This window comes from Levilactobacillus cerevisiae (assembly GCF_003946245.1).
Taxonomy (GTDB): Bacteria; Bacillota; Bacilli; order Lactobacillales; family Lactobacillaceae; genus Levilactobacillus; species Levilactobacillus cerevisiae.
Genome location: NZ_RHNN01000019.1, coordinates 1 through 18715, shown reverse-complemented (window position 1 = coordinate 18715; position 18715 = coordinate 1). Strand labels below are relative to the sequence as shown.

Annotated in this window: 15 protein-coding genes; all 15 read left to right on the top strand. The window is 50.6% G+C overall.

Annotated elements, in window-relative coordinates; genetic code table 11:
* Position 1: 1 nt before the first annotated feature.
* Complete coding sequence (locus tag EKM99_RS09935) at positions 2–1015, top strand: NAD(P)H-dependent glycerol-3-phosphate dehydrogenase (protein ID WP_125583268.1); 1014 nt, start codon at positions 2–4, stop codon at positions 1013–1015.
* 32 nt (positions 1016–1047) lie between these two features.
* Positions 1048–1953, top strand: a complete 906-nt coding sequence (galU, locus tag EKM99_RS09930) for a UTP--glucose-1-phosphate uridylyltransferase GalU (RefSeq protein WP_125583267.1) — start codon at positions 1048–1050, stop codon at positions 1951–1953.
* 70 nt (positions 1954–2023) lie between these two features.
* Positions 2024–2965 (top strand): thioredoxin-disulfide reductase, encoded by a 942-nt coding sequence (gene trxB / locus EKM99_RS09925; RefSeq protein WP_125583266.1) that lies wholly within the window; start codon positions 2024–2026, stop codon positions 2963–2965.
* Between the two features lie 168 nt (positions 2966–3133).
* Positions 3134–3343, top strand: a complete 210-nt coding sequence (locus EKM99_RS09920; RefSeq protein WP_125583265.1) for a helix-turn-helix transcriptional regulator — start codon at positions 3134–3136, stop codon at positions 3341–3343.
* A gap of 152 nt (positions 3344–3495) precedes the next feature.
* Positions 3496–3714: a hypothetical protein gene (locus EKM99_RS09915; protein WP_125583264.1), complete on the top strand. Its 219-nt coding sequence runs from the start codon at positions 3496–3498 to the stop codon at positions 3712–3714.
* A 735-nt stretch (positions 3715–4449) separates the two neighbouring features.
* The gene (locus EKM99_RS09910; RefSeq protein ID WP_125583263.1) at positions 4450–5091 is read left to right on the top strand and encodes a YfbR-like 5'-deoxynucleotidase; all 642 of its coding nucleotides are present in this window, start codon (positions 4450–4452) and stop codon (positions 5089–5091) included.
* Positions 5088–5609 (top strand): acetyltransferase, encoded by a 522-nt coding sequence (locus EKM99_RS09905; RefSeq protein ID WP_125583262.1) that lies wholly within the window; start codon positions 5088–5090, stop codon positions 5607–5609. Before EKM99_RS09910 ends, EKM99_RS09905 begins: the two co-directional genes overlap by 4 nt.
* Positions 5610–5751: 142 nt before the next feature.
* Positions 5752–7758, top strand: a complete 2007-nt coding sequence (uvrB, locus tag EKM99_RS09900) for an excinuclease ABC subunit UvrB (RefSeq protein WP_125583261.1) — start codon at positions 5752–5754, stop codon at positions 7756–7758.
* Positions 7759–7778: 20 nt separating this feature from the next.
* On the top strand, positions 7779–10631 hold the full coding sequence (gene uvrA, locus EKM99_RS09895) for an excinuclease ABC subunit UvrA (RefSeq protein ID WP_125583260.1): 2853 nt from the start codon (positions 7779–7781) through the stop codon (positions 10629–10631).
* 692 nt (positions 10632–11323) lie between these two features.
* On the top strand, positions 11324–11869 hold the full coding sequence (locus EKM99_RS09890; RefSeq protein ID WP_125583259.1) for an HdeD family acid-resistance protein: 546 nt from the start codon (positions 11324–11326) through the stop codon (positions 11867–11869).
* A 92-nt stretch (positions 11870–11961) separates the two neighbouring features.
* Positions 11962–13614, top strand: coding sequence for an FAD-dependent oxidoreductase (locus tag EKM99_RS09885; RefSeq protein ID WP_125583258.1), 1653 nt, complete (start codon positions 11962–11964; stop codon positions 13612–13614).
* A gap of 700 nt (positions 13615–14314) precedes the next feature.
* On the top strand, positions 14315–15199 hold the full coding sequence (rapZ, locus tag EKM99_RS09880) for an RNase adapter RapZ (protein WP_125583257.1): 885 nt from the start codon (positions 14315–14317) through the stop codon (positions 15197–15199).
* Positions 15196–16209, top strand: a complete 1014-nt coding sequence (locus EKM99_RS09875; RefSeq protein ID WP_125583256.1) for a gluconeogenesis factor YvcK family protein — start codon at positions 15196–15198, stop codon at positions 16207–16209. The genes rapZ and EKM99_RS09875 overlap by 4 nt, the downstream gene beginning before the upstream one ends.
* Positions 16210–16211: 2 nt before the next feature.
* Complete coding sequence (gene whiA, locus EKM99_RS09870; protein ID WP_125583255.1) at positions 16212–17150, top strand: DNA-binding protein WhiA; 939 nt, start codon at positions 16212–16214, stop codon at positions 17148–17150.
* Positions 17151–17857: 707 nt separating this feature from the next.
* On the top strand, positions 17858–18715 hold an 858-nt coding region (locus EKM99_RS09865; RefSeq protein ID WP_164511580.1), incomplete at its 3' end, for an IS110 family transposase.

Sequence of the window (18715 nt, the reverse complement as noted above, 5' to 3'; positions counted from 1 at the left end):
TATGTCAGAGAAAATTGCAGTACTCGGTGCCGGTTCATGGGGATCAATCTTAGCGAGCGTCTTGGATGAAAATGGCCACGATGTTCGCCTTTGGTCGTACAACCCGAAGCAAGTTGAGGAGTTGAACACGCAGCACACGAACGCGCACTACATCAAGGATTTCACCTTTTCTCCGTCGTTAGTGGCTTACTCTGATTTAGCGAGTGCCCTGGACAACGTTGATGCCATTTTGTTTGTGGTGCCAACTAAAGCGATTCGTTCCGTTGCGGGTCAAGTGGCTGAAATCTTAAAAGCGAAAAACCTGAAGCCAGAACTGATCCATGCCAGCAAAGGAATCGAACAGAAGACGTACAAGCGCCTGTCTCAAGTTCTGGAAGAAGAAATTCCAGCAGCTAACCGGCAAGCGGTCACCGTGTTATCCGGCCCCAGTCACGCTGAGGACGTTGCGCGCAAGGACATTACCCTGGTCACTGCGGCCAGTACCAGTCCCGATGCTGCTAAATACGTACAGCATTTATTCATGACGCCGTACTTCCGGGTTTACACCAACCCCGACGTCATTGGGGTTGAAATTGGGGCCGCACTGAAGAACATCATCGCGCTTGGTGCCGGTGCTTTACACGGACTGGGTTACGGCGACAATGCTAAGGCCGCGCTGATGACGCGGGGGTTAGCCGAAATTTCTCGCCTCGGAACGTCGTTTGGTGCTGACCCCATGACCTTCATCGGCCTGTCCGGTGTCGGCGATATTATCGTGACGGCCACGAGTTCTAATTCACGGAACTGGCGGGCCGGCGATGAACTGGGTAAGGGTGAAGCCTTAGATGACGTCATCAACCACATGGGGATGGTGATTGAAGGGTTGGCTACGACCAAGGCTGCCTACGAACTTTCCCGTGAACGTGGCGTTTCCATGCCAATCACGGAAGCCATTTACCAAGTCATTTACGAGGGCAAAGATATTCGCCAAGCAATTTCTGATTTGATGCAACGCGAAGGTCGCTCTGAGTTTTAAAATTCTGGGGATACGAGGAAGGATTTTATATTATGAGAAAAGTTAGAAAAGCAGTGATTCCAGCAGCGGGCTTGGGCACCCGTTTCTTACCAGCCACCAAGGCTTTAGCCAAGGAAATGTTACCCATCGTGGACAAGCCAACGATTCAATTTATCGTTGAGGAAGCCCGCAAGTCAGGCATCGAAGACATCGTGATCGTTGATGGCAAATCCAAGCGTTCAATTGAAGACCACTTTGATTCCAATCCTGAATTGGAAGCCAACTTGGAAGCCAAGCACAAAGATGAGCTCCTGCGCCAGGTCCAAGAGACCACCGGCATGAACCTTTACTTTATTCGCCAACCCTACCCACGTGGTTTGGGGGATGCCGTGTTGACTGCCAAGGCCTTCATCGGCGACGAACCCTTCATTGTGATGCTGGGCGATGACATGACCGACAGCAAGGTGCCTTTAACCAAGCAACTGATCGACCGCTACGAAGAAACCGGCGCCTCAACGTTGGCCGTTATGCGGGTACCACACAAGGACACGGCTAAGTATGGTGTCATCAATCCTTCTGAAGAAACCGCGCCAGGACTCTACAACGTGACGAACTTTGTGGAAAAGCCCGAACCAGACGAAGCCCCAAGTGACTTGGCCATTATTGGACGGTACTTGTTTACCCCAGAAATTTTTGAAGCCTTAGAGAATACGCCAGTCGGTTTGGGAAATGAACTCCAGTTGACCGATGCGATTGATAATTTAAACAAGACGCAACGGGTGTTTGCCCACGAATACAAGGGCAAGCGGTATGACGTTGGCAATAAATTTGGCTGGATTCAAACGAACATCGAATACGGCTTGAATCATCCAGAAACCAAGGATCAGTTGCGCGCCTACATCAAAGAATTAGGTGCGAAGCTGGCCAAGGCTGACGAGAAGGCCCCCAAGGCAAAATAGGTGACAAACTTACTTTTTAATAGTAAAGTAGGGGCTATCATCAAGGCAAGAGTGGAAGGGAGCGTTACGCTTGAAGAATTATGATGTAATTGTAATCGGTGCTGGACCCGGTGGTATGACGGGCGCACTGTACGCTTCACGGGCCAACCTGTCCGTTTTAATGTTGGATCGGGGCATTTACGGTGGCCAAATGAACAACACGGCTGCCATTGAAAACTATCCTGGTTTCAAGTCCGTTCTCGGACCAGATTTGGCAAAAGACATGTACGATGGGTCCACCCAATTTGGGGCTGAATTTGCGTACGGCAGTGTCGAAACTATTGAGGATCATGGTGACCACAAGGTTGTCAAGACCGACGATGGTGATTACTCCGCCAAGGCCGTAATTATTGGGACGGGTTCCGAGTACAAGAAGCTGGGAGTTCCCGGTGAAGATAAATTTGGTGGCCGGGGCGTGTCCTACTGCGCGGTCTGCGATGGTGCGTTCTTCAAGAACCGCGAAGTTGCCGTCATTGGTGGTGGTGATTCCGCTGTTGAAGAAGGGCTTTACTTGGCAGGTTTAGCGTCCAAAGTAACCATCTTCGTGCGTCGTGACCAACTGCGGGCACAGAAGATTTTACAGGACCGGGCATTTGCCAACGAGAAGATCGAATTCGTTTGGAACACCAGCGTTACCGAAATCTTAGGTGACGACATGAAGGTGACCGGCGTTGCAACCAAGAACAATCAGACCGGCGAGACCGGTGAAAAAGCCGTGAGCGGTGTCTTCATTTACGTGGGGACGTTGCCAATGACCGATGCCTTTACTGGCTTGGGTATCACGGACGATGCCGGTTGGATCAAGACGGACGAACACATGCGGACGGCTGTTCCTGGGCTGTTTGCGATTGGTGACGTTCGGCAAAAAGATCTCCGTCAAATCACGACGGCTGTCGGCGATGGCGGGATTGCGGGCCAAGGTACTTTCAACTATATTGAAAGCCTGAAGTCCACAGCTACCTCATCTAACTAAATCACGTTATTCAGAGCGAGAACTGCCCGTTGCGGTGGTTCTCGCTTTTTGTTTGATCAGGTTTTAGGACAGCTCGCTAGGCCGAGATGTCAAAAACTATTTACATCTCATGTCAAATATGTTTTACTATAAGTGTCAAGATTTTTTGACATTAAGAGGGTGAAAACGATGCGGAATAGTATTGCTGTTCGTCGCAAGAAATTAAAATTATCACAGGCAGAATTAGCTGAGTTGACAAAGGTGACGCGGCAAACTGTCAACGCGATTGAAAACGATAAATACGACCCATCCCTGACGTTGGCCTTTAAGTTGGCGGACGTCTTAAATACCACGGTTGACACGCTATTTGACTATCGGGCGGAGAAGGAAACAAAATAACACGCGTACAAAAAATTATTCGCTTATCTTTTTGGAGCAATAACCTAACGATCGTCATTTTAGGCATTCTGTTTTGGGTAAAGATGCCGTCCTGGCTGAGCCTGATTGTTGTCGTCCTAATCACCGCAAACCTGGGAGGGTTCAGTTGGTACATGTCAAAACGGCTGGGTGGGAAGACGTGCACGGGGCTTTACTTCGTTGATGATGAGCGAGAGAAGGCGGTGGCGCTACGGGTGCACAATGCTTGCATGAATACCTTGGTTGTCAGTATTTATTGCTTGATACTAGTGGTCTTTGTCTTGATGGGCTCAGGCTGGGGGCTAACGGTGATGTCATTTGGCAACATCATTGCTGATAATCTTTGGCGATAATTGTCAGTACTACTACCTCTGGCGGAAGTATGATCGCGCCAAGGCTGTTGGCAGTGGAAATGCATGGATTACTAATGAAATGCTTACCAGTCGGGTGATTCAATCCAAGTAGCTTGGATGAATGACGCGATTTTTTGTAGGTTGACCGCTGTCTAGATCTGGCGCACGTTTTGACAATCTAAAGCCGTCGGACAACTCCCAGGGCTGAGTCTAAATTTGGTTCACTCACGTCTACATAAGCAGTAGTCAATTATCGTAGACAAACATTGCTAGGTCAGCGATAATTACATCAATTTCATGGTAAAAACCAATCATAACCGGAGAAGGACAGAGATGGAGGTAGCTGTGTCGACGGTGTTAGCTGGGAACCAGCTTACAGCGTGGGACGTGTTTGGAGACTGACGAATTTTTTTAGACTCCAAACCGAGCCGGAGGACCGCACCTCAGGCCGCAGGCGGTCCCCACAGACGCCGGAATTTCTGGCAGCCGCAGGTGGTCGACATCGACTAATTTAGTGGTTTTAATTATTGTTGGCTGGACCAGATTAAGTATTTTGGAACTTTCAATCTCGAGTTAGAGCGCATTAGGTGAATTCACACCGGAAAGAGTGTTAAGCTGAAAGGAACATGAGTTGCGTTGGAAATAACGGCCTGGCCATTCGTGCAGTCACAGACAGCTGAGGGTAGCCACGACCGTTAAAGCAACGCAGAAAAATTGAAGGAGCTGAACTGACTGATGGGTATGAATCAATTTTTACAGAGCTTGAGTGATTTGGAAACGATTGACCGGGCACCAGGCTACTTCAAATTCGAACAACATTCCGTGGCGGCCCACTCGTTTAAGGTGGCCGAAGTTGCGCAATTTCTGGGTGACGTTGAGGAACAGGCTGGCCACGAGGTTAAGTGGCGGCTCCTCTACGAAAAGGCGTTGAACCACGATTACACGGAGCGCTTCATTGGCGACATCAAAACGCCAGTCAAGTACGCTACCCCGCAGCTGCGGCAAATGTTGGCCGACGTCGAGACGTCCTTGACCGCCAATTTTATTAAAAATGAGATCCCCGAACAGTTCCAAGCCGCTTATACCCGGCGGCTCGGCGAAGGCAAGGATGACACGCTGGAAGGTCAAATTCTGTCAGTGGCGGACAAGGTCGACTTGCTGTACGAATCCTTTGGCGAAATCCAAAAGGGAAATCCGGAACCCGTCTTCACTGAAATTTACCGGGAAAGTTTAACTACAATTTTACAATTTAATCAGATGGCCTGTGTCCAGTACTTCCTCGCGTCCGTTCTACCGGAAATGCTGGCGGCAGACTTCAGTGACCGGCAGAAGCTGGCGCAACTCACAGATAAATTATTGGAGGATAATGCCCAATGAAGTTAGCAGAAGTTTGGAATGAACGCCTGACGGGCGCCGAAGTCCGGCCATTGACCCATAACGATGATGAGCTGATCTATCAGTTCCAGGCAAGTCATCCGGAGTATTTCGACCACTTTCAGGATCATCCCGTTACCCGCCAGGAAGCCATTCAGGACGTTACGGATCTGCCACTGAACGCGCAGCCCGAACAGAAAGCCTACCTGGGCGTTTTCCAGAACGGTGAGTTGCAGGTATTGGTCGACTTGATTATCGATTATCCGTTGCCAAGTCTGGTCTGGTTAGGGATGTGGTTGCCAGCTAAGGACTTAGCGCCGGCCGACTCCGCCGCGTTTTACCATAGCTTGGTGACGACGCTGCAGGCCGCTGACGCCGTGCAGCTGCAACTGAGTGTCTTTATGGGTGACCGCCAAATGAAACAGTTCTGGGAAGACCTGGGGCTGGCGGCCATGCAGACAACGGCGGTGGTCAAGGGTGAACGCGTGGCCAACGTAACAATTTACCAGGACAAATTTTAGATAAGTCGCGAAACTGGCGAAAGTATGTTCGGTATGGTAAAATATTTGAGCGTAATGAGTTTGGATTTACGTCCAAACTCTTTTTGCGATTGGCACGAAATATTAAAGATAATGTATAAATGAAGTAGGGAGGTTACCATTCATGATTGATCGACAGACGGATCGTAAGTTTGATTTGGTGTCAAAATACCAACCGACCGGGGATCAACCCGAGGCCATTCGGCAACTCACCAACGGTATTGAATCGGGAGAGAAGGCCCAGATTCTGCTGGGAGCTACCGGGACGGGGAAGACGTTCACAATTTCTAACGTCATTAAGAACGTCAACAAGCCAACTCTGGTGTTGTCGCATAACAAAACCTTGGCAGGACAGCTGTATGGGGAATTTAAACAATTTTTCCCGAACAACGCGGTGGAGTACTTTGTGAGTTACTATGATTACTACCAGCCTGAGGCGTACGTGCCTTCGAGTGATACGTACATCGAGAAGGACTCGTCCATTAACGATGAAATCGACAAACTGCGGCACTCTGCGACCAGTTCTCTGCTTGAACGGAACGATGTCATTGTGGTTGCTTCCGTGTCCTCCATCTTTGGGTTGGGGGATCCTACTGAATATAAGAATCACGTGGTTTCTTTGCGCGTGGGCCAGGAGATTGAGCGTGACGCGCTGTTGCGTAAACTGGTCAACATTCAATTTGAACGTAACGACTATGACTTCCAGCGGGGCCGTTTCCGGGTTCACGGGGACGTCGTTGAAATCTTCCCAGCGTCTCGTGATGAACGGGCGCTGCGGATTGAATTTTTTGGCGACGAGATTGACCGGATTCGTGAAGTGGATGCCCTAACCGGTGAGATTGTGGGGGATCGCGAGCACGTGGCCATTTTCCCAGCGACCCACTTCATGACCAACGATGATATCATGGCGAGTGCCACGGCCGGCATCGAAGGTGAATTGAAAGATCGGCTGGCTGAGCTAGAAGGTGACGGTAAGTTGCTAGAGGCCCAACGCCTCAAGCAACGGACGACCTATGATTTGGAAATGATGCGTGAAATGGGTTATACCAGTGGTATCGAAAACTATTCGCGGTGGATGGATGGTCGGAAGGCTGGCGAACCACCGTATACGCTACTGGATTTCTTCCCGAAAGACTTCCTGATGGTGGTCGATGAGTCTCACGTGACCATGCCCCAAGTACGGGGGATGTACAACGGTGACCGTGCCCGGAAACAACAGTTGGTCGATTACGGCTTCCGGCTGCCCAGTGCACTGGATAACCGACCACTCAAGCTAGACGAAGTCGAAAAGCACATCAACCAAGTGGTTTACATGTCTGCCACACCAGGACCTTACGAAATGGAACAGACGGATCACGTGGTGCAACAGATCATTCGGCCAACTGGCTTATTGGATCCGACCATTGAGGTGCGGCCGATCATGGGTCAAATGGATGACCTGGTGGGCGAAATCAACGCCCGCGTCGAGAAGAATGAACGGACCTTTGTGACGACGCTGACCAAGAAAATGTCTGAAGATTTGACGGATTATCTGAAGGATCTGGGCATCAAGGTGGCCTATTTACACTCGGACATCAAGACCCTTGAGCGGACGGAAATCATGCGTGACTTGCGATTAGGTAAGTACGATGTCTTGGTCGGCATCAACCTGTTGCGGGAAGGTATCGATATTCCAGAAGTGTCCCTGATTGCCATCTTGGATGCCGACAAGGAAGGGTTCTTACGGAACGAACGCTCGCTGATTCAAACGATTGGGCGGGCGGCCCGGAACTCCCACGGCCACGTCATTTTGTACGCGGATAAAACGACTGATTCGATGCAGGCCGCGATGGATGAAACGGCCCGGCGACGGGAAGTTCAAATTGCTTATAACAAGAAGCACGGGATTACCCCAACCACGATTATTAAACCAATCCGGGATCTGATTGCCGTTTCCAAGAAGAACGACAATCCGGATGAAAAGGACGACTTCGTGGCCAGTGACTTTGAAGATATGACCAAGGAAGATCAAGAAAAATTAATTGTCCGGTTGGAAGACGAAATGCGTGCCGCTGCCAAGAAGTTGGACTTCGAGCAGGCTGCGTCATTGCGGGATACAATTATGGATATGAAGACCGAAATCGGTGATTAGGCGAGTGAGGAGATTTCAATTTGGCAAACGATAAGATCGTGATTCACGGGGCGCGGGCCCACAACTTAAAGGACATCGATGTGACCATTCCCAAGAATAAGTTGGTCGTGATTAGTGGCCTTTCTGGTTCGGGTAAGAGTTCCTTAGCATTTGATACGCTGTATGCAGAAGGTCAACGGCGGTACGTGGAGAGTCTATCTTCCTACGCTCGTCAGTTCTTGGGCCAAATGGACAAGCCGGACGTCGATTCGATTGACGGGTTGAGTCCAGCCATTTCCATTGACCAGAAGACCACGTCTAAGAACCCCCGGTCAACGGTGGGAACCGTGACGGAAATCAATGACTATTTGCGACTGCTCTGGGCTCGGGTGGGGACACCCATCTGTCCCAACGACGGTACGGAGATTACGAGTCAGAGTGTCGAGCAGATGGTTGATCAGGTGCTGGCCCTGCCAGAACGGACCAAAATGCAAATTCTTTCGCCCATCGTTCGGGGTAAGAAAGGCCAACACAAGAAGATTTTTGAAAAAATTCAACGCGAAGGGTTCGTGCGGGTCCGGGTCGATGGTGAGACCATGGACTTGTCCGAGGTTCCTGAATTAAATAAGAATCAGAACCACGATATTGCGATTGTGATCGACCGGGTAGTGGTCAAGCAGGGGATTCGTTCCCGCCTGTTTGATTCCTTTGAAGCCGCGCTGCGGTTAAGCGGGGGCTATGCGATTGCTGATTTGATCGACGGCGAGCCGATGATTTTTTCCGAACATTACGCTTGTCCCGTCTGTGGCTTTACGGTCGGTGAGCTGGAACCCCGGCTCTTCTCCTTTAATGCGCCATTTGGGGCTTGCCCCGACTGTGATGGGCTGGGCGTCAAGCTAGAAGTCGACTTAGATCTAGTGGTTCCTGACAAGACTAAGACGCTGCGTGAAGGGGCCTTGGAGCCTTGGAACCCCATCAGTTCCCAATATTATCCAGCATTGCTGGAACAGGCCTGTGCGGCATTTGACATCGATATGGATACGCCGTTTGAGAAGCTCTCTAAGGCGGACCAGGCATTAGTGCTCTATGGGTCTCAAGGCAAAGAGTTCCACTTCCACTACGAAAATGACTTCGGTGGCGTGCGCGACGTTGACGTCGAATTTGAAGGGGTCATCCCCAACATTGACCGGCGCTACCACGAGACGAACAGTGATTTCACCCGCGATGTCATGCGGAAATACATGACGGAACTGACTTGCCAGACCTGTCACGGGTACCGGTTGAATCGCCAAGCCTTGAGTGTCCAAATTAATCATCAACACATTGGTGCCGTCTCTGATTTGCCCGTCGAAAAGGAATTGGGCTTTTTCCAGGACCTAACTTTTGGTGAACAGGACCAAGTCATTGCCCAACCCATTTTAAAGGAAATCCGCGATCGGTTAACCTTCCTGCGTAACGTGGGATTGGATTATCTGACGTTGAGTCGTTCCGCCCGGACGTTGTCTGGTGGGGAAGCGCAGCGGATTCGGTTGGCCACGCAAATTGGGTCTAACCTGTCCGGGGTGCTCTACATTTTGGATGAACCCTCAATTGGGCTGCACCAACGGGACAACGACCGACTGATTGCGTCCTTGAAGCAGATGCGTGACCTCGGGAACACGTTAATCGTTGTTGAGCATGATGAAGATACCATGCGAGCAGCGGATTACATCGTGGACATTGGCCCAGGTGCCGGTGAAAACGGGGGGCACGTGATGGCTGCCGGCACGCCGAAGCAAGTGATGCGTTCGCGGAAATCTTTGACGGGCCAGTATTTAGCCGGTAAGAAATACATTCCGGTACCTTTAGAACGGCGGACGGGAAACGGCAAAGCCATCCGAATCACGGGTGCGGCTGCCAACAACTTGAAGGATATCACGGTTGATTTTCCTTTAGGAGAATTTGTTGTGGTCACCGGTGTTTCGGGATCGGGTAAGTCAACGTTGGTCAACACGATTTTGAAACGGGCGTTGGCCCAGAAGTTGAATAACAATTCCGAAAAGCCTGGGAAGTACAAGAGTATCGCGGGTGTCAAGAACATCGAACGCTTGGTGGACATTGACCAGAGTCCGATTGGCCGGACACCGCGGAGTAATCCCGCAACCTACACCGGTGTTTTTGACGACGTGCGGACCCTGTTTGCTCAGACCAACGATGCCAAACTGCGGGGGTACCAGAAGGGCCGTTTCAGTTTCAACACCAAGGGTGGTCGGTGTGAAGCCTGCCACGGTGATGGGATTTTGAAGATTGAAATGAACTTCTTGCCGGACGTTTACGTGCCTTGTGAGGTCTGTCATGGTACCCGGTACAACTCCGAAACCCTGGAAGTCGAATACAAGGGGAAGAACATCTCTGATGTCTTGAACATGACGGTCAGTGAGGCCCTGAAGTTCTTTGACGCCATTCCGAAGATTACCCGGAAGTTGCAGACGATTCAGGACGTTGGACTGGGCTACGTCAAATTAGGCCAACCAGCGACGACCTTGTCCGGTGGGGAAGCCCAACGGATGAAGTTGGCTTCCGAGTTGCACAAGCAACAGAACGGAAAGAACTTCTACATCCTGGATGAACCCACGACTGGGCTGCATACGGATGATATCAAACGCCTGTTGACGGTGCTCCACCGCCTAGTGGACAAGGGTAACACGGTCTTGGTCATCGAACATAACCTGGACGTCATTAAGACGGCGGATCATCTGATCGACTTAGGTCCTGAAGGTGGCGAAGCGGGTGGTAACGTGGTTGCAACGGGGACGCCGGAAGAGTTGGCAGAAGTTGCCAACAGCTATACCGGGCAGTACCTGAAGCCCGTCTTGACGCGCGATACGATTCGAACTAAAGAAGACGAAAAATAAGTAAGCAAAATGGCGTAGCGGTTGTCTGAGGATGACCGTTGGGCCATTTTTGTGCATAGTAAAGTTTGAAAGTTCAGAAGGTCTAGAAAGCCCCAGCTAAAAAGATTAGTTATAATTCACCACCTGAGGTCTGAGGGGCCTGTCTGTAGCCAAACACGTCACACCGCAAGCTGGTTTCCAACAAATACCGTTGTCTCAGGTACGGCCATCTCTGTCCTCGTTCGGTTAAGATTTTTCTACAATATGACATTGATGTGATCATCGTTGGACTGGCAACGTTTGTCAAGAATAATTGACCTTCGTCTATGTAGGCGTGAGTGAGCCAAATTTAGGCTCAGCCGTGGGATTTTCCAAGTGTTCAGCTTGGAAAATGGCGACTTTGAAACGCGGGTTAGGCGGTTCAAAGCGAGCTGGCAGACCGATTCTCAGGCTGCCAGCGTCCTGCCCACAGCGTTCCGGTCTAAATTTGGCGAACGGTAAGCCGGCAGGTTTAGACAGTGCTGCCGATATTTCGGCTTCCACTCTTTAGTGCACAACCAGCAGTCATCAAAATGTTACAGAGGGGAGTATCGTTGACTATTCACGGTTTGGACGCCCTTCTAATGCAGGTGGAACTTGTCGCCGGGCTGAAAAACCAGTACAATGGTTGAAAACCGGTCGCCACTTGGCTGGAGTTGTGAGGAGATGCAGATATGTTTAATATGAATCGATCCCGCTGGGGTTTTGACTGGGGCGAGTTCATTCTCGGCATTTTGTTTATCGTTGCCGCGTTTGGTTTAATGCGCTCACCTAAGATCGGTCTCACCGGATTAGCTATTATCTTTGCTTTTATGGCTCTGCTCAGTGGGTTGACCACGATTGCGGGCTACAAGAAACTCCACGAAGCAACCGGCTTACGGGCCAATTTTGCGTTGGTCTTTGGGGTGCTAGACATCCTGATTGCCGTGGTGTTCTTCTTTGATATGAACAGTGCCATTGTTACCCTGGGATATTTATTTGCTCTGTGGTTCATTTTTGATTCCGTTGAACGCTTACTGGTTGCTAGTCATTTGCGCAGCATTGGTGGCGTATGGTTCTGGCTGTCGGTTATTTTGGACATTGTGACCCTGATTGTGGGGATCCTGCTGTTCGTGCACCCGATTGCCGCAGCGCTGTCCTTAAACGTGTTGATTGCGGTGTTCTTCGCAGTTTTTGGCGTCAACGCCATTTGGATTGCGATTGCCCGCAGTCGGTCTTAATTTGAAAATGGGTCGGTGAAGCGTCAACGTTCACCGGCTTTTCTTTTTGCGGAAAAATGTTTACGGGTGTCTTTGAAAGGAGCAGTATACAGATGAAAATCGTGATAGTGGGTGGCGTCGCAGCCGGCATGTCAGCGGCAACCCGGTTACGCCGTTTGGATGAAAACGCTGAAATTATCGTGTTGGAGCAGGGGCCCTTCGTATCGTTCGCAACCTGTGGTTTACCGTTCTACCTCTCTGGTGAAATTGCGGCCAAGGATGATCTGCTAGTCCAGACGCCGGCGAAACTCAAACAGCGCTTTAACATCGACGTGCGGGTCAATCATCAGGTGATGGCGGTCGATCCCGTGTCACACACTGTGCAGGTCCAGCAACCCGCTGGTTTGGCGACACTGTCGTATGACCGATTGATTTTAGCGCCCGGTGCGAAGCCGGTGATGCCCGACTTGCCAGGCTTAGAGAAGGCGACCAACGTCTTTGTCCTGCACAATATTCCGGACCTGGACCAAATTATGGCCCGGCTGAGTACCACTGCCGCACGTCAGGTCACCTTGGTTGGCGGCGGTTTCATCGGCTTGGAAATGGCAGAGGCATTACGACAACGCGGCCTAGCCGTCACGATTATTGAACAGAAAGCCCACATCCTGCCGCCACTCGATGAAGAAATGGCTGCCGGTGTTGAAGCTGAACTGGTTGCCCATGATATTCGGATTATTAAAAACCACGCTGTGAAGGGTTTCCGCCAGGCCGGTCGGCTCCTCATTTTGGACGACGAAACGGAACTCAAAACGGATTTGACCCTGATGGCAGTGGGCGTTCGGCCTGCAACGGATTTTCTGGCTAGTAGTGGCGTGCAATTGGGCGACCACGGGGGAATCATCGTGGACGAGCATTATCAGACGAGCTTGCCGGACGTTTACGCCGCCGGGGATGCTATTGAGGTGACCCAGACGCTGAGTGGCCAATCTGCGCAGATTTCGCTGGCATCGCCCGCTAATCGGCAGGGGCGCCAAGTGGCGGATAACGTCGCTGGTTATCCGCGCCAGAACCGTGGCAGTATTGGGACCGCCATTGTTCGTGCATTTGGGGTGACGGCGGCGGTTACCGGCTTGAACGAGGCGGACCTGCGCAACCAGGGATTGCCGTACAAGGCCGTTCACGTGAGTGGTGATGACCATGCGTCCTATTTTCCCGGAAGCCAGACGCTGTTGTTAAAACTTCTGTTTGATCCGACTTCCGGTAAAATATACGGTGCGCAAGGCGTCGGTCCGGCTGGCGTGGACAAGCGTATTGACGTGCTAGCGACGGCCATCAAGGGACGGTTAACGGTGGCCGATTTGCCAGAACTGGAATTGTCCTATGCGCCACCGTTTGGTTCTGCGAAGGATCCCGTTAACCTGTTAGGGTACGCGGCCTTGAATGTGGTTGAAGGCATCAGTGAGAACATTCAGTGGTATGACCTCCAGGAAAACGAGGTCGCTGGCCGTCAGCTGATTGACGTTCGCAATCCAGATGAACTGGCGCAAGGCTACTTTCCAGAGTCACGAAGCTTGCCACTGGACCAGCTCCGCGACCGACTGAGCGAATTGAATCCCGAGCAGGCGTACATCGTCAGTTGTCAGAGCGGCCATCGCAGCTATGTTGCCGAGCGAATCTTGAAACAGCATGGCTTTGACGTGGTGAATCTAGACGGCGGCTTCTCGCTGTACCATACAGTGCGGCCAGACGAATTACTTTACGATTAGGCGTTGGAAGTGCAAAAGAGCCTAAAACGGCCCAGCTAACAGGAATTTGATCCACAAAGTTAGTGGTTAATGACCACCTGCGGCTGCCAGAGATTCCGGCTGCTATGGGGACCGCCTGCGGCCTGGGGAGCGGTCCTCCGGTTATGATTGTTTTTTACCATGAAAATGATGTAATCATCGCTGACCTACCAATCTCTGTCCACGATAATCGGTCACTGTCTATGTAGACGTGAGTGAGCCAAATTTGGGCTCAGCCGCGAGTTGGCAGACCGCCTCCAGGCTACCGGCGCCGTACCCACCGCGTTCCAGCCTAAATTTGGCGAACGCAGTGGGTAGGTTTAGACAACATAGCCAATATCCAGCGTTATATCCCTACAATGTAGCTTGTTACGGCGCCAAATTAAGTTTCAATCTTTAGTTCACGATTAAGCTTTTAGAAAGCGTGGCTGTTAACCGGCGACGCTTTTTGTAACCCAGAAACTGTAGACTTTAACCTTTCTTAATAGTTGCCAGCGGATGGTCCCAAACGTTGTCGGGACGGGGAAAGCATCCCTGAACGCCGACTCCTCGCGGCCAGTTTCACAATGAAAGCACGCTCGGCTTCCAAAATTGCGTCAATTCAAGAGAAACGTTAGGAAAAGACACACCCGGTGTGTTATACTGCATAAAGATTGTTTTCGAAAAGGAGCAAAGGAGAGCCATGACAGAAGATATTCGGCTGGTGATTATCACCGGAATGAGTGGTGCCGGGAAGACCGTTGCCATGCAAAGCTTTGAAGATTTAGGCTACTTTTGTATTGATAATATGCCGCCTTCGCTGCTACCAAAATTTTGGGATCTGGTGCGCGAGTCGGGCAAATTGTCCAAGATTGCCCTGGTCATTGACCTCCGTTCGCGCGCCTTCTACGATGAAATCGTCCGGATGCTCAATGACGTTGCGGTTCACGGCACGATGAACGCCCAGGTGTTGTTCCTGGATGCGTCCGATGAGGAACTGGTTTCCCGCTACAAGGAAACCCGCCGTTCCCACCCCTTGGCCCGTAACGGCCGGGTCATGGAAGGCATCCAGCGTGAACGGACCCTACTGGCACCGATTCGTCAGGCCGCGCAATTGGTCATTGATACCACGAAATTAAGTCCGCGTAAATTGCGGGAAGAAATTTTCCATAACTATGAAACGGAATCGACCCACACCTTTCACATTGAGATTATGTCGTTTGGCTTCAAATACGGCTTGCCGATTGATGCAGACATTGTGATGGACGTGCGTTTCCTACCGAATCCGTATTACTTACCAGAATTGCGGGAACAAACTGGCCTGGATCAGCCCGTTTACGACTACGTGATGAGTCAACCGCAGACGGAAGACTTTTACGAACGCTTTTTGGGGCTTTTGACAGCGATTGTGCCGGGCTACAAGCAAGAGGGCAAGTCCAGCCTGACGATTGCGATTGGCTGCACTGGTGGTCAACATCGTTCGGTTGCCTTAACGCAACGTATTGGAAAGGCGCTCGGGGATAGATACCCCGTGCACGTCACCCACCGGGATATTAATAAACGAAAGGAGTCCGCTAATCGATCATGAGAGAGCTAATGAACAGCCGCCGGCCCAAGATTGTGGTTATTGGCGGGGGCACGGGGCTACCAGTCATCCTGCGTAACTTACGCGATCAGGATGTGGACATTACCGCGGTAGTCACCGTTGCTGATGACGGGGGGTCCTCCGGTATCATTCGGCATTACGTAAACGTTGTGCCGCCTGGAGATATTCGTAACGTTATGGTGGCGTTAGCGGAAGTCCCAGGAATTTACAAAGAACTTTTTCAGTACCGGTTTGAAACGACGGATGATTTTTTCGCTGGCCACGCTATTGGCAACTTAATCATCGCCGCCTTGTCGGAAATGAAGGGCGGTATTTTTGATGCCGTTCAGGAGTTGTCGCAGTTAATGCGGGTCAACGGGCACATTTATCCGGCGGCTAATGAACCCCTGGAGCTACACGCGCAGTTCGCCGATGGCAGTACGCTGAGTGGTGAGTCGGAAATTACGGCAGCCCACAAGCTGATCAAGCGGGTGTGGGTCGAAACCAGTGACCATCATCAGCAACCGCAAGCCGTTCAACCCGTGATTGACGCCATCATGAACGCCGACCAGATTGTCTTGGGACCCGGGAGCTTATTTACCAGCATCCTGCCCAATTTGATGATCAAGAGCGTGGGGGATGCCGTTCGGGAAAGTTCTGCCGAGGTCGTCTATATTTGCAATATCATGACGCAAAAGGGCGAAACGGAAAACTTTACCGATGCCGATCATGTGCGGGTCTTGAATGAACATTTGAAAGCTAACTTTATTGATACCGTCTTGGTCAACACCCGCAAGGTGCCTGACCAATACATCGATTACCAGCGTTGGGACGAAATGTCTCAGCCCGTTCGGCATGACTTTCAGGGACTCCGTGATCAGGGGTGCCGAGTCATTTCGACCGACTTTTTACAATTACGCGATAACGGGGCGTTTCATAACGGGCAAGAGGTCGTACATGAACTCTTGAACCTCAGTGGTCAGCCGCGTTATCGAACGAAACGGAGGCCTTAACGGTGTCGTACGCCAGTGAAGTCAAGAAAGAATTAACCACCCTGGAGGTTCACCGGGAAAACGCGAAAGCCGAATTGGTTGCGTTGATCCGGATGAACGGTGCCCTAGGGCTAGCGAACCACCATTTCGTCTTGAACGTGCAGACGGAAAACCCGGCAATTGCCCGGCGCATGTATCAGTTACTCAAACAGTTCTATGACTTAGAGAGTGAACTGCTGGTCCGGCGGAAGATGAAATTAAAGAAAAATAACCTGTACATTGTGCGGGTCAAGACCGGCGTCACGGAAGTCTTGTCCGACTTAGGTATTTTTGACGGGATGCAACTCCTGGAGTCCGTTCCCGATGATATTTTAAACGATGACATGCGGGTGCGTTCTTACCTGCGCGGCGCCTTTTTGGCCGGTGGCTCCGTGAATAATCCCGAAACCAGCCGGTATCATTTGGAAATCTACTCACTATACGAGGAACATAACCAGATGATTGCGGAAATGATGAACCGCTACGACCTGAATGCACGGACCATCGTGCGGCGGAGTGGCTACATCACGTACCTGAAGGGTGCCGAAAAGATTGCCGATTTCTTATCGTTAATTGGCGCGACGACGGCCATGTTGCGGTTTGAAGATGTCCGAATCATGCGGGACATGCGGAATTCGGTCAATCGCCTGGTCAACTGTGAGAACGCCAACATGGACAAGGTGGCCAACGCCTCGACTCGCCAACTCGACAATATTCAGTTTATTCAAGCAACGGTTGGCTTAGGCCAGTTGCCAATCAAACTGCGTGAGGTGGCTGAAGCCCGGATGGCTCACCAAGAAGTCAGCTTGAAAGAGTTGGGTGACCTGGTACCTGGTGGCCCGATTTCCAAGTCGGGGATCAATCACCGCTTGCGGAAGATTAACGATTACGCGAAACATTTGCGTGAAGAAGCTACGGCTTAAATTTTATTGTGACCAGCGACGTCCTTACGGGGAGGTAGCTGGTTTTTATTTGGTCGCTAAAGGTATTGGCGACATTGTTTAGACCTGCCGGCTTACCGTTCGCCAAATTTAGGCCGGAACGCTGTGGGAAGGACGCCAGTAGCCTGTGAAGCGGTCTACCAGCTCGCTTTGAACCGCACGATCCGTGTTTCAAAGTCGCCATTTTCCAAGAAGACCACATGGAAAATCCCACGGCTGAGCCTAAATTTGGCTCATTCACGCCTACATTGCGCAGGTCAATAACTAAACGTTGAATGGCGACCACAATAGCCTGTTGCTCTGGCACACTAGCAGACAATTTTTACATTTGAAGCCGTTGTAACATGGTTCATCTGATGCCGGCGTCACAACCTTCTTTTACAGGGTAGTAACCAGAATTACCGTCATGGTTGTACCAGGGGGAAAGCGAAGTGAACGCAAAAAACAGACTAACCTTAGTGGTGAGAAATGATTCGACGGAATCTTTCCTCACCACTTTCGTTTTGGCGTAAAGTGGTAGTGAAGTTGATATGTCGTGGCTTTTTTTGGCGCTAGACGTCGTTTAAAAAAATGGCAACTTCACCGCACCATCAGAGAATCTGTTCGTAGTCTGTTGGCCTAAAGGTCGGGTATTGAAAATTAGAATGATGGTGCATTCACGTAAAAAAGCCTAAAGGATGGTGTTCGTAATGGCAATTGTATTCGGTATCGATGTCAGCAAAGCTAATTCAAGCGTCGCCGTAATTAACGACGACACCACCGTGTGGCAGTCGGTGATCAAAAATGATTGGTTTGGTTTTCAAGAACTCTTTAAACATTTGCAGGATTACCGCAATCCGCAGATTGTCTTTGAAGCCACTGGCGTGTACTCACAGCGCCTCAAACGCTTCTTGGATGAAAAACACTATCGGTATACCCAACTCAATCCATTGGCCGCAAAAAAGCAATTAGATGGTTTGCGCACTCGCAAGACTGATAAGAACGATGCGCTCCATTTGGCACAAACGCAATTGATTTTCAAGCGACGGCTGACTTACTGCCAGGATCCAATTTACCGTGATTTACTGAATTTAAGTCGTTTCTACACGGAAATCAACTCAGACCTAGTGCGCATGAAAAACCGGCTACACCGTAGCTTACAGCTAAGTTTTCCAGAAGTAGAAACCGTTCTGGGAAAGCCAACGGGAAAATTCTATTGGGATATTGTTCAAGCCTACCCACATCCTGACTGCTTACTTGAACTGACGCCAGAAATTGTCAGTGGTCAGTTACTTGAGTTCAACGACCACATCTCTAAACCCAAAGTAAAAGCCACAGCGATTAAGCTCTTGAAACTCGGTCAAGGCTCCTATCCAGGCGATGCCGGTAACTCTCCAGTAGTTGTGCAAACCCAATATAATGCTAGCCAGGTAGCTAAGCTTTCGGCGCTCAAAGATCAGATTATCAAGCAGATGATCCAATTGGCAAAACCCTTACCGGAATTCAAAATTCTTTTGAGTATCCCAGGGTTTGCCGAGAAGACAGTAGTTCGCTTGATTGGCGAACTT

What these genes read in the sequence shown, in the direction of transcription:
- EKM99_RS09935 (WP_125583268.1), top strand. Translation starts at nt 2, where the DNA reads ATGTCAGAGAAAATTGCAGTACTCGGTGCCGGTTCATGGGGATCAATC.
- galU (WP_125583267.1), top strand. Translation starts at nt 1,048, where the DNA reads ATGAGAAAAGTTAGAAAAGCAGTGATTCCAGCAGCGGGCTTGGGCACC.
- EKM99_RS09920 (WP_125583265.1), top strand. Translation starts at nt 3,134, where the DNA reads ATGCGGAATAGTATTGCTGTTCGTCGCAAGAAATTAAAATTATCACAG.
- EKM99_RS09915 (WP_125583264.1), top strand. Translation starts at nt 3,496, where the DNA reads ATGTCAAAACGGCTGGGTGGGAAGACGTGCACGGGGCTTTACTTCGTT.
- EKM99_RS09910 (WP_125583263.1), top strand. Translation starts at nt 4,450, where the DNA reads ATGGGTATGAATCAATTTTTACAGAGCTTGAGTGATTTGGAAACGATT.
- EKM99_RS09905 (WP_125583262.1), top strand. Translation starts at nt 5,088, where the DNA reads ATGAAGTTAGCAGAAGTTTGGAATGAACGCCTGACGGGCGCCGAAGTC.
- uvrB (WP_125583261.1), top strand. Translation starts at nt 5,752, where the DNA reads ATGATTGATCGACAGACGGATCGTAAGTTTGATTTGGTGTCAAAATAC.
- EKM99_RS09890 (WP_125583259.1), top strand. Translation starts at nt 11,324, where the DNA reads ATGTTTAATATGAATCGATCCCGCTGGGGTTTTGACTGGGGCGAGTTC.
- EKM99_RS09885 (WP_125583258.1), top strand. Translation starts at nt 11,962, where the DNA reads ATGAAAATCGTGATAGTGGGTGGCGTCGCAGCCGGCATGTCAGCGGCA.
- rapZ (WP_125583257.1), top strand. Translation starts at nt 14,315, where the DNA reads ATGACAGAAGATATTCGGCTGGTGATTATCACCGGAATGAGTGGTGCC.
- EKM99_RS09875 (WP_125583256.1), top strand. Translation starts at nt 15,196, where the DNA reads ATGAGAGAGCTAATGAACAGCCGCCGGCCCAAGATTGTGGTTATTGGC.